Source organism: Luteimonas sp. RC10 (genome assembly GCF_014192745.1).
Taxonomy (GTDB): Bacteria; Pseudomonadota; Gammaproteobacteria; order Xanthomonadales; family Xanthomonadaceae; genus Luteimonas.
On sequence record NZ_JACHYJ010000004.1, the window covers coordinates 198063 to 212628 of the forward strand.

General features: G+C 67.2%; 18 protein-coding genes, 1 tRNA gene and 1 other RNA gene. 5 read left to right on the forward strand and 15 right to left on the reverse strand.

Translation table 11 applies throughout. The features are described 5' to 3' along the window. Positions 1-218: 218 nt before the first annotated feature. Entirely contained in the window at positions 219-1340 is a 1122-nt protein-coding gene (locus FHW73_RS09320; protein ID WP_183426423.1) for a DUF4062 domain-containing protein, read from the reverse strand. 574 nt (positions 1341-1914) lie between these two features. On the opposite strand from FHW73_RS09320, the gene FHW73_RS09325 reads away from it, so the two are divergent. Further along, complete coding sequence (locus FHW73_RS09325) at positions 1915-2562, forward strand: hypothetical protein (protein ID WP_183426424.1); 648 nt, start codon at positions 1915-1917, stop codon at positions 2560-2562. Positions 2563-2813: 251 nt separating this feature from the next. On the opposite strand, the gene FHW73_RS09330 is transcribed toward FHW73_RS09325, so the two are convergent. From FHW73_RS09330 to FHW73_RS17470, 3 genes are all read right to left on the reverse strand, one after another. Next, a complete protein-coding gene (locus FHW73_RS09330; protein ID WP_183426425.1) occupies positions 2814-3395 on the reverse strand; it encodes a hypothetical protein in 582 nt (193 codons plus the stop codon). A gap of 194 nt (positions 3396-3589) precedes the next feature. Next, a complete protein-coding gene (locus FHW73_RS09335; RefSeq protein ID WP_183426426.1) occupies positions 3590-3823 on the reverse strand; it encodes a hypothetical protein in 234 nt (77 codons plus the stop codon). A 286-nt stretch (positions 3824-4109) separates the two neighbouring features. Further along, positions 4110-4238, reverse strand: a complete 129-nt coding sequence (locus tag FHW73_RS17470) for a hypothetical protein (protein ID WP_255492886.1) — start codon at positions 4236-4238, stop codon at positions 4110-4112. 261 nt (positions 4239-4499) lie between these two features. On the opposite strand from FHW73_RS17470, the gene FHW73_RS09340 reads away from it, so the two are divergent. Then, positions 4500-5669 (forward strand): zinc-dependent alcohol dehydrogenase, encoded by a 1170-nt coding sequence (locus tag FHW73_RS09340; RefSeq protein WP_183426427.1) that lies wholly within the window; start codon positions 4500-4502, stop codon positions 5667-5669. A gap of 54 nt (positions 5670-5723) precedes the next feature. Here FHW73_RS09340 and ffs read toward each other — a convergent pair. The 9 genes from ffs to FHW73_RS09385 form a co-directional block, all read right to left on the reverse strand. After that, positions 5724-5820: signal recognition particle sRNA small type (ffs, locus tag FHW73_RS09345), an RNA gene on the reverse strand. Positions 5821-5915: 95 nt separating this feature from the next. Beyond that, a complete protein-coding gene (locus tag FHW73_RS09350; RefSeq protein ID WP_183426428.1) occupies positions 5916-6473 on the reverse strand; it encodes a hypothetical protein in 558 nt (185 codons plus the stop codon). After that, the gene (locus FHW73_RS09355; protein ID WP_183426553.1) at positions 6470-6922 is read right to left on the reverse strand and encodes a molybdenum cofactor biosynthesis protein MoaE; all 453 of its coding nucleotides are present in this window, start codon (positions 6920-6922) and stop codon (positions 6470-6472) included. Before FHW73_RS09355 ends, FHW73_RS09350 begins: the two co-directional genes overlap by 4 nt. Then, entirely contained in the window at positions 6919-7161 is a 243-nt protein-coding gene (locus FHW73_RS09360; RefSeq protein ID WP_047136182.1) for a MoaD/ThiS family protein, read from the reverse strand. Before FHW73_RS09360 ends, FHW73_RS09355 begins: the two co-directional genes overlap by 4 nt. Further along, positions 7158-7676, reverse strand: a complete 519-nt coding sequence (gene moaC / locus FHW73_RS09365) for a cyclic pyranopterin monophosphate synthase MoaC (protein ID WP_183426429.1) — start codon at positions 7674-7676, stop codon at positions 7158-7160. The genes FHW73_RS09360 and moaC overlap by 4 nt, the downstream gene beginning before the upstream one ends. Positions 7677-7701: 25 nt before the next feature. Then, positions 7702-8079 (reverse strand): DUF4440 domain-containing protein, encoded by a 378-nt coding sequence (locus FHW73_RS09370; protein WP_183426430.1) that lies wholly within the window; start codon positions 8077-8079, stop codon positions 7702-7704. 2 nt (positions 8080-8081) lie between these two features. After that, positions 8082-9104, reverse strand: coding sequence for a GTP 3',8-cyclase MoaA (gene moaA / locus FHW73_RS09375; RefSeq protein ID WP_183426431.1), 1023 nt, complete (start codon positions 9102-9104; stop codon positions 8082-8084). After that, complete coding sequence (locus tag FHW73_RS09380; protein WP_183426432.1) at positions 9101-9859, reverse strand: MBL fold metallo-hydrolase; 759 nt, start codon at positions 9857-9859, stop codon at positions 9101-9103. Before FHW73_RS09380 ends, moaA begins: the two co-directional genes overlap by 4 nt. Further along, positions 9859-10617, reverse strand: a complete 759-nt coding sequence (locus FHW73_RS09385) for a 3-deoxy-D-manno-octulosonic acid kinase (protein WP_183426433.1) — start codon at positions 10615-10617, stop codon at positions 9859-9861. Before FHW73_RS09385 ends, FHW73_RS09380 begins: the two co-directional genes overlap by 1 nt. A 49-nt stretch (positions 10618-10666) precedes the next feature. Here FHW73_RS09385 and FHW73_RS09390 point away from each other — a divergent pair, with 49 nt between their 5' ends. Then, positions 10667-11749: a glycosyltransferase family 9 protein gene (locus tag FHW73_RS09390; protein ID WP_345776170.1), complete on the forward strand. Its 1083-nt coding sequence runs from the start codon at positions 10667-10669 to the stop codon at positions 11747-11749. 21 nt (positions 11750-11770) lie between these two features. On the opposite strand, the gene FHW73_RS09395 is transcribed toward FHW73_RS09390, so the two are convergent. Beyond that, positions 11771-12181, reverse strand: coding sequence for a DUF6165 family protein (locus FHW73_RS09395; protein WP_183426435.1), 411 nt, complete (start codon positions 12179-12181; stop codon positions 11771-11773). Between the two features lie 443 nt (positions 12182-12624). Further along, positions 12625-12715: transfer RNA gene (locus tag FHW73_RS09400), tRNA-Ser, on the reverse strand. Between the two features lie 336 nt (positions 12716-13051). Between FHW73_RS09400 and FHW73_RS09405 the strand changes: the two genes are divergently transcribed. Then, a complete protein-coding gene (locus FHW73_RS09405; protein ID WP_183426436.1) occupies positions 13052-14350 on the forward strand; it encodes a sigma 54-interacting transcriptional regulator in 1299 nt (432 codons plus the stop codon). Then, positions 14347-14559, forward strand: a complete 213-nt coding sequence (locus FHW73_RS09410; protein WP_183426437.1) for a hypothetical protein — start codon at positions 14347-14349, stop codon at positions 14557-14559. The genes FHW73_RS09405 and FHW73_RS09410 overlap by 4 nt, the downstream gene beginning before the upstream one ends. The last annotated feature ends 7 nt before the right edge of the window (positions 14560-14566 follow it).

Here is a 14566-nt window from a genome sequence, read left to right on the forward strand (position 1 = left end):
GACGGACAGATGACGACAGAGAGTTTCGAACTAAAAAATATGCAGTCTGGATTGACGAAATCCTTCAGGTTGGCATACGCCCATCTGTAGAACTCGCTTTTGGCAGGCACCCAATTGAGGGCAAGTGGTCGTACACGCCCCAAAACGAATTCAATGACGACTTCTACTAAGAAATACCTCGCTGCGCCTAGCCGCTTACGAAACGAGCTCTAGCCCAATCAGTCTTGGTTCCAGCGCCGCCTGAGCAAAACGACAAAGTCTTCGATCACACGACGTGTATCCATCGACAGTACCTGCCTGACTTGATGAGCTGGAGCTAGGAACACCGGCTCCTCATGCTCACCTTGTCGCCATGGAAACTGCCCCGAATTGGGGCTAGCGTCATGCTCCTCCCTGGTGCGCCACGCGCCGCCGCCATCACCACCGAGCCTAACGGCTGGCACGATGTGGGTGATTCTCTCCGTGGGATCGATGCGCGACAGCAGCCAGGCCGCATATCCCACAGCGCTGGTCAATTTGCTAGCGACATCTTCTTCTAAGACCACGGACAGCCCCATTCCGCGCGCGGGTGGCGGCACAGGCAGGCTGACCAACAGATCACCGTTTGGCCAGAGGCACACCGACGCGCCAGGCCTGTGCCCGTCATTCTGATCCACAACCAGCGCCTCCCCTTCCAAGCGAGATCGGCTACCGGCCGCCCGATCAAAGATTGGGTGAACGCCAAAAAGTGCGCTCTGCTGGATCTCTGCGATCAGGGATGGAGCCTCTATCTCTGCAGGCCGAAGGATTGCTGAGACCGGGCCGCTAGCTATTGCCAACTGAAGCGTGTTCGCCCCATACCCCTTTTCCAAAGCTGGAAGGAGTCTAGTAGCCCTAGCCTTCAGCTCTTCAGGATTCAGTGGCGCTACGGCATGAGCTAGCTCGTGCCGATGAATGGCGCGGATTGCTTTGTCTTCCAAGTCTTCTGGGGAATCAAACTCCTGTCGAAAGAGTCCGCCCTCCCAGCCTCCGACTTCATTTATCAAAGCAGCCTGACTCTCTTCCGGCTGAGCGCCCGCTTGCAGAAACACGAGAATCGGCTTCCGGTTGCGCGCTTCCAAAATCTCTTCGTGAGTCGCAGAAAAACCACCTGCCTGGGGCACACCATAGCGCCCCCCCAAGATCACGATCACGAGGTCGGACTCTCGCACTCCGCCTAGGCAAGCGACTTTGGGCGAACTGGACCTTGCACCGAAATTCTCCGCATTGATGGGAGCGTGTCCCAGCCTCTCGACGGCACGCTGGACAGCTGCCCGCTCGGCCTCCATCCCGGAAATCAATGAACTAATGAAAACCTTCATTTAGACACCTCAGATATACAGTCGAGCGCCAGCGTTAAGCCGGACCAATAGCCAAGACTCCATTAGACGCTTAAACAGTCTCCTGAGCTGAGACAGCAGGGATACCTACTCCCCCTTGCTTAGATAGGTGAGTTCGACTCTCGATTGCAACACCTAATTTGTGAGGAGACCCATGTGACCTGGCCTGAGCAGCTTCATTGCCAAGTGGAGTGCCCGTGGCCGTTAGTCGCCTGGACCAACACGAACGTCGACTCGCGCGCACGGAGTTCCGCTCACCGCTAATACTCTTTCGTTGACGCCACATACCGCTTGACAGCCACGCAAATCCCTAGCAAGCTCAACCACGGAGCGTAGAAACTCCTCAGACAGCGGTACCCACCTCCGACAAACCGGTGGTTTTTTTGTGCCCGGCACTTTGCGGGCACAACCGACGCGTTGCCTGCGTCGGGAGGGCGGCTAATACAACACCCTTCGGGGAAATACGCCCGCCGTCTGTCTGCGGTTTCTAACCTCCCGACTTCCCGTCCGCCATCCGGTGGGCGGGTCACTTCGATGGAATGAAGGAGGCAACATCATGTCGAACCGCGAATCGAACGATACTGAACGCGCTGGCTACTTCCTGCCGGAAGACGACAGGACGCGGCTGACAAAGCTGCGCGACCACATGGAATTCCTGTCGCGCTTGGCGGAGCCGCGTACGTACGATGAGGAGCAGGACGATCCGCCCGAAGTCAGCCATGGCGAGCTGGCCACGTGCCTGGCCATGTTGGCCGAGCAGGCGGAACTGGTGCTGGAGGCCATGGCCTGGCGGCCGTCGCCGAACGCGCGGCCTAGGACGCGGACAGCGGCCGAAGCAGACGAGCCGGCCATTGACCCCGACGCGACGCAGGAAGCCGCCCAGCCGACGCATGCAGCCAGCGTACCGGAGGGCTACGTCTTCGGCGTCACGATGGATCAGGCCGATGCGCTCGATCGGCTGGTGCAGATGCTGATGGCGCACGGCGATGTCATCGCGTCCGGCCATGAAGACGACCTTGCGGATGACACCGTACCGGCACTGGGTTTGGCGATCTCGGAAGGTGCGGATGCGGTGCGGGAGATTCTGGATCAAGTGCAGGACCAGTTGATCCAGCCTGCAACGACATCGCGTTGCAGCGTGCGTGAGGAACGGGCGGCCTATGGCCCGGTACCGAAGCAGGCAACGCGTCTTTCGCTGCACTAGCTGAGTAGAGGGGGCGGGTGCGCCGTTGCAGTCCTTTGGCTTTTTCGACTGGCGTACCCGCTCTCCTTTTTTGGACAGCCGCCCTTGCTCGGCTTTTACGGTCTTCCGCGGCACATCAAGTTGCGCACAGACCGCAACAGCGAACGAGCCGCCCGCACAATATGGTGCGGGCGGCCCGGAGATCATTCGCATTCCAATCGATGTCGCGACTCGCTTTCCTGCGCCCTCGTCGATTCAAGCGAATCCGAGCGCTACTCTTCAATGCTGAACTCAGTGCTCGGCGCAACTCGGTCAGACGGCGCCTCCTGACTCGCCTCCACCGGCTTCTCTGGCGGAGGCGCATGCATCGTGAAGTGCTCTGCCACTACGAATGCCGGCGGTTGAACCGGCGGCGGCTTCAAGGTGGCTGATGCTTCCACCACCATACTCAGCATGCTCTGCAGCGCGGCGCCGTCTATCGATCCATTCATCGCCATTTGGCACATGTAGAACAGCCCGAACGACAGGAATGTCGTTCGCTCGGTCGCAACGAGTGCGGACGTCGCATCCGATCTGAAGTCGCCTGCGCCACCACCGCCTGCGTTGACCTCCCCTGGCACATTGACAGTCCCCGCGCCGCCCCCGGACGTGCCAAGGTTGACCAGGCGCGTTGGCAACTGCATGCAGGCCTTGCCGCCCACTACCACTGCGGCGGCCTTGTCAGGACTCCAGGTCGTGACCGTACCGATTGTCCACTTACTCTTTCCGTAGCCCTGAATGATGGGCTCTCTTTTGAGGGTCGAGCATCCCGCACTCGCTATCGCAACAACAACCACAGCCGTGATCGCTTTCATGTTGCCCCCTGACCGGCAGCGTCATGCCGCCGCTGAGGCGTTTTACCACAGCCGGATACCGGTGTATGAGGAGCCCGAATTCAGGCGACGCGGGGCTCGGCTGGCGCACCACCAGCCATCCCCCAAGCGAACAACGAACCGCCCGCGATGTTTCGCGAGCGGTCCGCAGATCGCCGACTTGGCGAATCGATGACTCAGTGAATGACGCAATATCCACTGGCGTCGAACGTGCACTCGTACAGAAAGCGCCATTCGCCGTTCTGACACATGAAGACGCGCTGCCCGTTCAACAGATCGACAGATCCAATCACGCCGTTGGCGGTGCATTCGCTTGCAGGTGGCGTCTCGAATGACTGAGACGATGCGGTTCCGATCGTGAGCGACAACCCGACGGCGAGGGTGCCCAGCATCTTCGTCAATGCCTTCATCTGCTTTCTCCATGCGTTGGTGTGATGCGGCAAGAGCCGCACGGCCCAATCTGGTAGGCCAACTGGAGAAGGAGAATCAGAGAACTCCTCATGTGCCTGTAGGGATAGTCCTACGTGCACGCATGTGACAATCGACAAGCGGTCTCCCCTTCGAACCATGCACGTGACCGTTGTTCGTCGTGGGCGTGGGACACGCTATATCCGCCCGCTGCTGTGCTGATGGGCGCATCCAAGCTCCGATGCCTCACCGAACGCCCCTCCCTGGGCGTCCGGTCACGCTCGACGCTTACTCTTCCTCCTCGCCCTGCTCCGGACGGCCTGGCTCGCGTTGGTTGTCGTCCTGGCGCTGCTCGCGGCCACCCTGCTGCGGGTTCTGGTTCTGGCCTTCGCGCTGGTTCTGATTGTTCGGACTCATGGTCGTCTCCTTGCGGCGGACATTCGCCACAGGCGCGACGCTGCGCCGCCGGGTGTTATCCGCGTGCGAGGGCGCTGCATTCATCGGCTGCGGGTTTTGCCGACTTGATGAACCAGTTTCGGGTTGCGCCAGAACGAGATCGTCTGCCGCTACGGACAAGGGTGGCGATCTTGCCGGGCCCGCCGTCCGCATGCCCCACCCGCTCACACCGCATTGCGGCTGTGATTGGTTGCATCCGGGCTTTGCCACGAAGGAGATGCGATGAAAGCCCTGACCTATCACGGCACGCGGGACGTCCGGGTCGAGACGGTGCCCGACCCCGTCCTGCGCGAGCGTGACGATATCCTGCTGCGCGTCACCGCGACGGCGATCTGCGGCTCCGACCTGCATCTGTACCGCGGCAAGATTCCCGAGCTGCACGACGGCGACATCCTGGGCCATGAGTTCATGGGCGTGGTCGAGGACGTCGGCGCCGATGTGACCTCGGTGCGCAAGGGCGATCGGGTGGTAATCCCGTTCGTCATCGCCTGCGGCGACTGCTTCCATTGCCGGCTGTCGGAGTTCGCGGCCTGCGAGACCACCAACACCGGCCAAGGCGCGGCGCTCAACCGCAAGGGCATTCGGCCGCCGGCGGCACTGTTCGGCTACAGCCATCTGTATGGCGGCATCGCCGGTGGTCAGGCGGAGTTCGTGCGCGTGCCCAAGGCCAATGTCGGCCCGCTGGTGGTGCCGGAGGTGCTCAGCGACGAGCAGGTGCTGTTCCTGTCGGACATCCTGCCCACCGGCTACCAGGCGGTCATCGATGCGAAGGTCACCAAGGGCTCGACGGTCGCGATCTTCGGTGCCGGCCCGGTCGGGCTGATGGCGGCTGCGTGCTGTCGGATGTTGGGCGCCGAGCGCATCTTCATGGTCGATCGTTATCAGTACCGGCTCGATTTCGCGCAGGCGACCTACGGTGTGATCCCGCTGAACTTCGAGGAGATCGACGACCCGGCCGATGCGATCGTCTCGCAGACCGATGGGCGCGGCGTGGATGCGTCGATCGATGCGGTCGGTTTCGAGGCCAAGGGCAGCAAGGCCGACACCGTGCTGACCGGGCTCAAGCTCGAGACCAGCAGCGGGGCTGCGATCCGGCAGTGCATCGCGGCGACGCGGCGCGCGGGTACGGTCAGCATTCCGGGCGTGTATGCGGGCTTCATCCACGCGTTCATGCTGGGCGATGCGTTCGACAAGGGGCTGACCTTCAAGATGGGCCAGACCGATGTGCAGCGCTACATGCCCGAGCTGATGACGCGCATCGGCAACGGCGATCTGCGGCCCGATGTCATCATCTCGCACCGGATGAAGCTCGAAGACGCGGCGCGCGGGTACGAGATCTTCGACGGCAAGGACGAGGACGATGCCTGCCGCAAAGTGGTGCTGACGCCCTGAGCGTCGCGCGGCGCCGGTTCTGCCGGCGCCGCGAGGGGGCCGGACAAGGCGATGGCCCCGCCGACTGACCTCGGCGCCCGCATCGACCGATACCGTTGCTGCCTTCCGGCCCTGGCGGGATTTTCGATCTAGCGTCGCGAGGGGCCGACGGGGCCACCATGGAGACACGCGCCGGCAAGGCCGGCCCCGCAGCAGCGGGACGGGGATTCTAGCAGGGCGAGCGCGCTTGCGCCTATCGGCTCGGCGTCATTCGCTGCGTTCGACGACCGGCACGCCGTCGTGCTGGCGGAATCGGATCGCGTACGAGAGCCGGACCGAGGTCGGCGTTTCGGTCACGCCCGGTGCGGCGCAGGGATCGCTGCCATCGAAGCCGGCCGGCGCGGTGCACAGCGCGGCCGGCCAGTAGGTCCAGGCGCGCACGGCGGCCAGCGTGGGCGTCACGAACGCGGCGCGATCGGGCACGCCGCGCGGTGTCGCGCATCGCGGATCCGGGCGCTCGGCCGCAGCGACCACCTGTCCGTCCGTGCCGACCACGACATCCACGCAGACCGCGACCGGCGGGAGGCGCAGCGGCAGCAGGTCTGCCGGATAGTCGGGCATGGCGGCGGGTTGTTCGAGCGTGGGGTAGACGAAGCGCTGGTGGCGGCCAAGCGCCATCCGGTTGCTGTCGCCGTCGGGTGCGAGCAATGCCGCGCCGACTTCGCCGCGCGCAGGCGGCGCAGGTGCCGGTTCGGGCGGTACCGGTGCGCTGGTGCACGCGGCCAGCAGCATCGCGAGCGCGCCGGCCGCCGCGCCGCGCCTCATCGCGGCGCCCCGCCCTCCGCCGGCTCGGGATGCAGCCAAGTGGCATCGCCGTCGGCGTAGCGCTCGTGCTTCCAGATCGGCACGCGGTCCTTGATCTCGTCGATGATGTAGCGGCAGGCATCGAATGCGGCGCCGCGATGCGGCGCGGACACGCCCACCCACACCGCCATGTCGCCGATCGCCAGGTCGCCGATGCGATGCACGCAGACGGCCGCGCACAGCGCGAAGCGTTCGCGGGCCTCGGCGATCACCTTTGCGCCTTCGGCCTGCGCCAGTTCGACGTAGGACTCGTAGCGCAGGCCGAGCACCGGGCGGCCGTCGTTGTGGTTGCGCACCCAGCCCTCGAAGCTGGCGAAGGCGCCGGCGCGGTCGTGTTGCAGGCGCGCGCGCAGCGGCGCCAGGTCGAGCGGCGCATCGGCCAGCCAGAAATCGCGGTCGTCCATCGTCAGCCTCCGCTGACCGGGGGAATGAAGGCGATCTCGCTGTCGCCGCGGACCGCATCGTCCCAGCGCGCGAAGGCGCCGTCGACCGCGACCCGCAACCGCTCGGCCGGCAGCGCGAAGCCGTGCTGGGCGCGCACTTCGGCGTAGAGCGCGCGCAGGTCGGGCGCGGTGGTCTGCCAGGTTTCCTCGCTGCGGCCGGCGGCATCGCGCAGGCTGGCGAAGTACAGCAATCGGACATCGGTCATGGGGTGGCGCCTCCCTCGATCGTGCCGACGTCGCGCTTGCCGCCGCGCTTGCCGACCAGCTTGGCCGGTCCGAGCACGATGGCGTGCGAGAGCGCCTTGCACATGTCGTAGACGGTCAGCGCGGCGACGGTGGCGCCGGTCAGCGCTTCCATCTCCACGCCGGTACGGTGGGTGGTCTTGACGGTGCAATCGATGCGCAGTTCGCGCTCGCCGCTCCAGTCGATCGCGATCCGCACACCGTCGATCGGCAGCGGATGGCAGAACGGGATCAGCTCATGGGTGCGCTTGACCGCCATCGTGCCGGCGACGATCGCGGTGTCGACAATGCCGCCCTTGGCGCTGCGCAGGCCGCTGGCACGCAGTTGCGCGGCGACCGGCACCGGGAAGCGAACGCGGCATTCGGCGCTCGCGGCGCGGGCGGTGACGGTCTTGGCCGAGACGTCGACCATCGTCGGCCGGCCGTCTGGATCGATATGGGTCAGCGCTGGGGACGCCGGGGTTCTGCTGCGGGCCATGGCGCCTGCGTGGTGACTGCGGACCTCAGATGGTACCGGCCCCGGTGTCCGGCGTCCCCTGATGGAAGACCATCCGCCAGGCGCCCTCGGCGTCGCGGCGCCACCATGAGGCGCGCAGCGAGCGACGCACATCGGTGCCATCGCGGCGCGTGACGCCGTACGCCACACGGGCCACGTCGTCGGTTACTGCGTGGATGCGCATCGGTCCGGCCTCGAACACGGGGCCGATCTGTTCAGGCAGCCGGTCGAGGACGTCCCCCTTGCCGAACACCGCGCCCGAGGCGCCGATTTCGGTGAAGTCGTCGGCGATCAAGGCGTCGAGGCGCGCGCGATCGGCACGTACGGCCGGATCGAGCAGCGCGCGTTCCAGCGATTCGAGCAGCGCGGCGAGGCCGGGGGGCATGTTCAACCGCCGACCAGGAACATCTCGACGTGCCGGCGCGGGGCGCGGGTGCTGCCGCGCAGTTCGCTGTAGCGATCGGCGCGACGCGACCACAGGTCGGTGAGCCGAGACGCGAATGCGGCCTCACCTTCGGCCAGCCAGTCGCGCAGCGGCTGCCCTTGGCCGGCGAACAGACAGGTGTAGAGGCTGCCATCGGCCGAGACGCGGGCGCGGTGGCAGTCGCCGCAGAACGGCGCGGTCACCGAACTGATGAAGCCGATCTCGCCGGCGCCATCGGCATAGGCATGGCGCTCGGCCACCTCGCCGCGGTAGTCGGCATCGAGCGCGCGCAGCGGCCAGCGCGCGGCGATGCGCGCATGCAGCTCGCGCGAGGGCACCACCCGCGCGCGGTCCCAGCCATTGCAGGTGCCCACGTCCATGTACTCGATGAAGCGCAGCACATGACCGGTACCGCGGAAGTGCGCGGCCATGCGCTCGACTTCGTGGTCGTTGACACCGCGCTGGACGACGCAGTTGAACTTGATCGACGAAAACCCGGCGCGCTCGGCCGCGGCCACGCCGTCGAGCACCGCGGCGATGTCGCCGCGCCCGCCCGACAGCTGATGGAACAGCGCAGGATCGAGCGCGTCGAGGCTGATCGTCAGCCGCCGCAGGCCGGCATCACGCAGCGCCTGGGCCTGGCGCGCGAGCAACGCGCCGTTGGTGGTCATGGCCAGGTCGTCGATGCCGGGGATCTTGGCCAGCCGCGCGATCAGCGTGGGCAGTTGTTTGCGCAGCAGCGGCTCGCCACCGGTGATGCGCAGCTTGCGCATGCCCAGCCGCGCGAAGCCGCGCACCAGGGTTTCGATCTCGTCGAACGACAGCCGCCCGGCCTGATCGAAGCCGTAGTCGTCGGGCACGCGGTCGGCCGGCATGCAGTAGCCGCAGCGGAAGTTGCAGGCCTCGATCACCGACAACCGCAGGTCGTGCAGCGGGCGGCCGAGACGGTCCAGCGGGGCCTGGGGCAGTTGCGGCAAAGCGCTCATGCGCCGACATCCTGCACCGGCACCGGTGCACGCAGCGCGAACCGCTCGCCGGGACGGGCCACGCGATGGCCGCGTGCGCGCAGCGCCTCGCCGTCGGCGTCCGAGGCGTAGTGGTAAAGCGCGCAGCGCGCGAGCAGCGCCGGTGGGTACTCGCGCTCGAGATCGTCGATGCCGCTGTGCGAGGGATTGCCGTGCAGACCGCAGTCGTGGGCGATCAGCTCGTCGCGGTCGGCATACCGGGCCAGCATCTCGGGAATCGGCCGGGTGTCGCCGCTCCACACCAGGCTGCCGGGCAGGCGCAGGCCATAGGCGGTCTCCGGCCAGTGATGGCGCACCGGGAACACCTCCAGGCGCACGCCGTCGTGCCAGAACGCATCGCCGACCGGGATCAGCCGGAACGCGTCCCAGAAGTTCGCGCCGCCTTCGGCGAGCACGTTGGGATAGTCGCCCACGCGCCGGTGCAGCAGCGGCACCACCGGCGCCGGCACGTACAGCGGCATCGCGCCGCGACGTGCAGGGTCGAAGTAGCGGTCGACGAACAGGCGCTCGAAGCCGCCGACGTGGTCGAGGTGCACGTGGGTGACGAACAGCGCGCGCGGCGCCTCGCCGTAGCGGTCCAGATGCGCGGTCAGGCCCTCGTTGCCACAGTCGATCGTCAGCCACGGCGCGCCGTCGCGCTCGATCGTCGCCATCGGCGAGCCCAGCGCCACTGCCGAGGCGTTGCCGACGCCCAGAAACCGCAGTGCCCAGTCCATCAGATGCCCCGGCTCCAGAGCACGTCGTAGGAACGGCGCAGGCGTGCGAAGTCCGCCGCCACGGCGTCCTCGCTGCGTGCCCCGCGCAGTTTCTGCAGCGAGCGCTCCAGCCGCGCGAGGTTGCGCGCGCGCCAGCGGGTTTCGGGAATCCGCAGGCGGCCGCGGTCGAGGTCGATCAGCCAGCCCTTGCCCAGGCTGTCGAACAGGATGTTGTGGGCGTTGAGGTCGGCGTGGTCCAGTCCGGCGCGGTGGAAGCGCGCGATCAGGCGGCCGGTTTGCTCCCAAGGGGCGTCTTCCGGCGATTGCGCGACCAGCTCGGCCAGCGAGCGCACGTCCACCAGCCGCTCCATCAGGATCCAGGCGCGGTAGGTCAGTCCGCGGCGCAGGTAGCTTGCGGCGATGGGCTGCGGCACCGGCAGGTCGCGGCGCATCAACTCGCGCAGCAGCCGGAACTCGACGAAGCTGCGCACGCGTGGCCCGCCACGCCACAGGTGCAGGTCATGGTTGACGCGGCCGACCATGCCGCCGCGCAGGTACTGCCGCAGCACACAGGGGCCGTGCGAGGCGTCAATGAACCATGCGCCGCCGCGCCCGCTGCCCGAGACCCGCTGCGCGCGCTCGCCCCACTTCGCCGGATCGAACCAGCGTGGATCGGCTTGCCGCAGCTGCGTGCCGTCGAACAGAATGGCGCCGTACTCGCCCGTGCGACCGTCCGCCGGAATCGGCGTCAGGCTTTCGCTGGGGTCGAATCTGCTCATCCAGCGAGTCTATCAAGCCTTGGCCCCTGCCCCGACCGTCGTTTCTCCCGTGCCCACCGGCCAGGCGCCTGCTTTCAGGCCCCATTCGGTGTGTCTGCTGCGCCTGTCGGCGCTCGGCGATGTGACCCATGTGCTGCCGTTGATCGCCACGTTGCGCCGGGCCTGGCCCGATCTCGCGCTGAGTTGGGTCATCGGCAAGGGCGAGCATCGCTTGCTCGAAGGACTGCCCAACGTCGACTTCGTCGTCTACGACAAGAAGAGCGGGCTGGCCGGCATGCGCGCGATGCGGCGGGAATTGCGTGCGCGGCTGGGCGATGCGCGCCGGTTCGATGCGCTGCTGCAGATGCAGGTCGCCGCGCGCGCCAATCTGCTCTCGGGCTTCGTGCCGGCACGCCGACGCGTGGGCTACGACCGGGCCCGGTCCAAGGATCTGCATGGCCTGTTCGTCAACGAACGCATTCCCGACCGGCCCGGCATCCACGTGCTCGACGCAATCGGCAGCTTCTGCGAGCCGCTGGGGCTGCGCCAGGACACCGTGACCTGGAACATGCCGGTGCCCGACGACGCGCACGCCTGGGCGCGGGCGCAGTGGGACGACGATGGCCGCCCGGTGTTGATGATCTCGCCATGCTCGAGCCACGTGCGCCGCAACTGGTATCCCGACCGCTACGCCGCCCTCGCCGACCATGCTGCGGACGCCGGCTGGCGGGTGGTGCTGTGCGGCGGCCGCAGCGAGCTGGAGCGCAGTACGGCCGACGCGATCCTGGCGGCGATGCGGCACGAGGCGCTGGACCTGGTCGGCAAGGACACGCTCAAGCAGTTGCCGGCGCTGCTGGCGCGCGCGCAGCTGCTGGTCACGCCCGATTCGGGGCCGATGCACATCGCCAACGCGATGGGCACCAAGGTGCTGGGCCTGCACGCGGCCAGCAATCCGGTGCGCAGCGGCCCGTACTCGGACCGCCGGTTCTGCGTGGACCGCTACGACGACGCTGCGCGCCGCTTCCTCGGCAAGCCGGCGGCTGCGCTCAAATGGGGCACCAAGATCGAGTTCGACGATGTCATGGCGCTGGTGACCGTCGAGGACGCGATCAACGCGTTCGAGCGCCGGCGCGCCGACCTCGGGCAGGCTTGAGCGTCGCGCGCGACGGCGCGATCAGGGCGCGGCGTCGCCGGTGCGGTAGTCGGCGTAGGACTTTTCTTCGACGTAGGCCGAGCCCAGTGCGAGGTTGATCGCCTTCTTGATGCGCGCGCGCTCGTCGTTCTCGATGTAGACGCTGCGCGCCAGCCGCACGAAATCGGCATCGAAGGCCTGGGCCTTCTCCTTGAGCCGGATCTCGTCTTCGATATCCCACAGTCGCTCGTTGACCGCCTTGAGGTCGGCGCGCAGGCGCACGATGTCGTGCCCGGCGCCCGGATGCGCCATCCAGGTCTGCTCGAGCGCGGTCAACTCGCGGCGCACATTGGCGAGCTTGGCGGCATCGGTCATGCGCTCGGACTTGATCTGCAGGATCGAGATCTTGTCGAGCAGTTCGCCGAAGGACACGGGCACGGAAATCTCGGACATGGGCGCTGCCGCAACGGATGGGCTGGCCAGTGTACCGCTGCCGCGGATGGGCCAACGGCGGGCGATGCCCCCACCCAACCCTCCCCCGCTTGCGGGGGAGGGCTTTTGCGGCGTCGATCGGATCGATGTACGCGTCGGATCAGCACACGCGTCGGAAGGCGCACCCACCGTGTTCGCGGCTGGAGGCCAACAGCGCGCCACCTCCCCCGCTTGCGGGTGGAGGTCGATGCCGAAGGCGTCGGGTGGGGGCCGGGGCTTTGGCGACCAAGGCCGAAGACATCGCGTCGACCGGCCACCCCCACCCAACCCTCCCCCGCTTGCGGGGGAGGGCTTTTCGCGGTCTCGATCAGAGATCGCGAGCGCTGGCAGCGCGCCACCTCCTCGCGTGCGGCAACGGCCGCAACGAAAAAGGGCTGCGTCCAGGACGCAGCCCTTGTCGATTCTGGCGGAGAGGGGGGGATTCGAACCCCCGAGGCGCTATAAACGCCTGCCTGATTTCGAGTCAGGTACATTCAACCACTCTGCCACCTCTCCGGTGGTCCCGGGCCTGCGTGCAGAACCCGGGGGCGCAATCATACGGGGGCGGTGCGTGGCCGACAAGCGGGCGAGGCAGAACGGGCCGTCGATGGCCCAGTGGCCGGCGGCGACCGTCGGGGCAGTCGGTCGAACGGCTGCCCCTCCTTTGCACCGGCGGGCCCGCTTTGCACCAACGGCAAGCGCCGTGCATCGCACTCCCATCGCCGCCTCTTTGTCGCCACACGCGGGGCCGCGCAGCGCATTCACACTCAGGCGCTGACCTGCGCTGCCCCTCGACGCCCCATTAACCGCGCACTGCCTAGAGTCAAAATTTTCCCAGTACGGACCCCTGCCATGCCGCAACCCACCGTGCTGATCCTCGACGACGATGGCACGTTCTCCCGCGCCGCCGGCCAACTCGCGTTCGCCGCCGGGCTGCGCGTGCAACTGGCCGAGACGCTCGCCGAGGCCCGCGGTTATCTCTCCCGCGCCCGCGCCGACCTGATGTTGCTGGACCTGCAGTTGCCCGACGGTTCGGGGCTCGACCTGCTCGACGACATCGACCTGGCCGAGCATGGCCAGATCGCGATCGTGACCGGACGGCCGACGGTGGAATCGGCCGCACGCGCGGTCGCCTCGCCAGTGATCGAGTACCTGGTCAAGCCGCTGGATCCGGCGCAACTGCGACGGCTGATGGAGCGTGTGGTCGCGCGCTACCAGCCGCCGCCGTCCTCCGACGTGCCAGGCGCAATCAGCGACATCGCCGGCAACTCGCCGCAGATCCGGCGTGTCGTGGATCAGGTGCTGCGCATCGGGGCGACCGATGCGCCGGTGCTGGTGTGGGGCGAGCGCGGGACGGGCAAGACACTCGTGGCGCGTGCGCTGCATACCGCGAGCGGGCGACAGGGGCCGCTGGTGACGGTGGATTGCGGTGCAACCGACCCCGACCAGCTCGCCGCCGAGTTGTTCGACAAGGCAGGCGGTCTGGGCGACGCGTTCTCGCGGGCGCAGGGCGGCACCCTGCTGCTGGCCGACCTCACGGCGATCCCGATGGCCTTGCAGGCCCGGTTGCTGCGTGCACTTGAGGCCGGTCCGGCGCTGGCCAGTCCACAAACGCGGTTGATCGCCAGCACCCACCGCGACCCGCACGAGGCGATGCGCGACGGCACGTTGCGCGACGATCTCTATCATGTGCTGGCGCCGCTGCCGCTGCCGCCGCTGCGCGATCGCGGTGAGGACGTGGCAGTGCTCGCCCAAGTGTTTCTCGACAAGCTCAACGCGCATTACAGCCGCAACAAGCGGCTGGCCGCCGGGGCTGAGTCCACCTTGCTGCGTCACGATTGGCCGGGCAACGTGCGCGAATTGCGCAGTGCGGTGCAGCGCGCCTATCTGCTGCAGCAGGACGACGACCTGTACATCCGCCCCACGCTGCCCAGCGAAACCGTGCTCAAGGAGTCGGAGACTTCGATCATGTTCTCGGTCGGCACGACCCTGGCTGAGCTCGAGCGGCGCGCGCTGCTCAAGACGCTGGCGCATTTCAACAACGACAAGACCGCCACGGCCCGTGCGCTGGGCATCAGCGTGCGCACCGTGCACAACCAGCTGGCGCGGCTGGCCGGGCAGGATGCGGACGTGCGCAAGGCCGCCCCGTGAGTGCAGCCGTGCTCGAACCGGGAGTGGTCGATCCCGAATGGCTGCACGCGCTGCGCAATGCCGCCAACGCCGCGACGATCGCCGCGGCCGCGGTGCGCAGTGCGCTGGATGCGGGCGACCCGGCGCGCGCGTCCCAGTTCCTCGATGAGGCCGATGCGGCCTGCCGGCGTCTGCGCACGCTGCTGACGCCGCCCGTGCACCAGCGCTGACACGCGC

What these genes read in the sequence shown, in the direction of transcription:
- FHW73_RS09380 (WP_183426432.1), bottom strand. Translation starts at nt 9,859, where the DNA reads ATGGACTGGGCACTGCGGTTTCTGGGCGTCGGCAACGCCTCGGCAGTG.
- FHW73_RS09325 (WP_183426424.1), top strand. Translation starts at nt 1,915, where the DNA reads ATGTCGAACCGCGAATCGAACGATACTGAACGCGCTGGCTACTTCCTG.
- FHW73_RS09350 (WP_183426428.1), bottom strand. Translation starts at nt 6,473, where the DNA reads ATGAGGCGCGGCGCGGCGGCCGGCGCGCTCGCGATGCTGCTGGCCGCG.
- FHW73_RS09330 (WP_183426425.1), bottom strand. Translation starts at nt 3,395, where the DNA reads ATGAAAGCGATCACGGCTGTGGTTGTTGTTGCGATAGCGAGTGCGGGA.
- FHW73_RS17470 (WP_255492886.1), bottom strand. Translation starts at nt 4,238, where the DNA reads ATGAGTCCGAACAATCAGAACCAGCGCGAAGGCCAGAACCAGAACCCG.
- FHW73_RS09405 (WP_183426436.1), top strand. Translation starts at nt 13,052, where the DNA reads ATGCCGCAACCCACCGTGCTGATCCTCGACGACGATGGCACGTTCTCC.
- FHW73_RS09335 (WP_183426426.1), bottom strand. Translation starts at nt 3,823, where the DNA reads ATGAAGGCATTGACGAAGATGCTGGGCACCCTCGCCGTCGGGTTGTCG.
- moaC (WP_183426429.1), bottom strand. Translation starts at nt 7,676, where the DNA reads ATGGCCCGCAGCAGAACCCCGGCGTCCCCAGCGCTGACCCATATCGAT.
- moaA (WP_183426431.1), bottom strand. Translation starts at nt 9,104, where the DNA reads ATGAGCGCTTTGCCGCAACTGCCCCAGGCCCCGCTGGACCGTCTCGGC.
- FHW73_RS09320 (WP_183426423.1), bottom strand. Translation starts at nt 1,340, where the DNA reads ATGAAGGTTTTCATTAGTTCATTGATTTCCGGGATGGAGGCCGAGCGG.
- FHW73_RS09370 (WP_183426430.1), bottom strand. Translation starts at nt 8,079, where the DNA reads ATGCCCCCCGGCCTCGCCGCGCTGCTCGAATCGCTGGAACGCGCGCTG.
- FHW73_RS09340 (WP_183426427.1), top strand. Translation starts at nt 4,500, where the DNA reads ATGAAAGCCCTGACCTATCACGGCACGCGGGACGTCCGGGTCGAGACG.
- FHW73_RS09395 (WP_183426435.1), bottom strand. Translation starts at nt 12,181, where the DNA reads ATGTCCGAGATTTCCGTGCCCGTGTCCTTCGGCGAACTGCTCGACAAG.
- FHW73_RS09385 (WP_183426433.1), bottom strand. Translation starts at nt 10,617, where the DNA reads ATGAGCAGATTCGACCCCAGCGAAAGCCTGACGCCGATTCCGGCGGAC.
- FHW73_RS09360 (WP_047136182.1), bottom strand. Translation starts at nt 7,161, where the DNA reads ATGACCGATGTCCGATTGCTGTACTTCGCCAGCCTGCGCGATGCCGCC.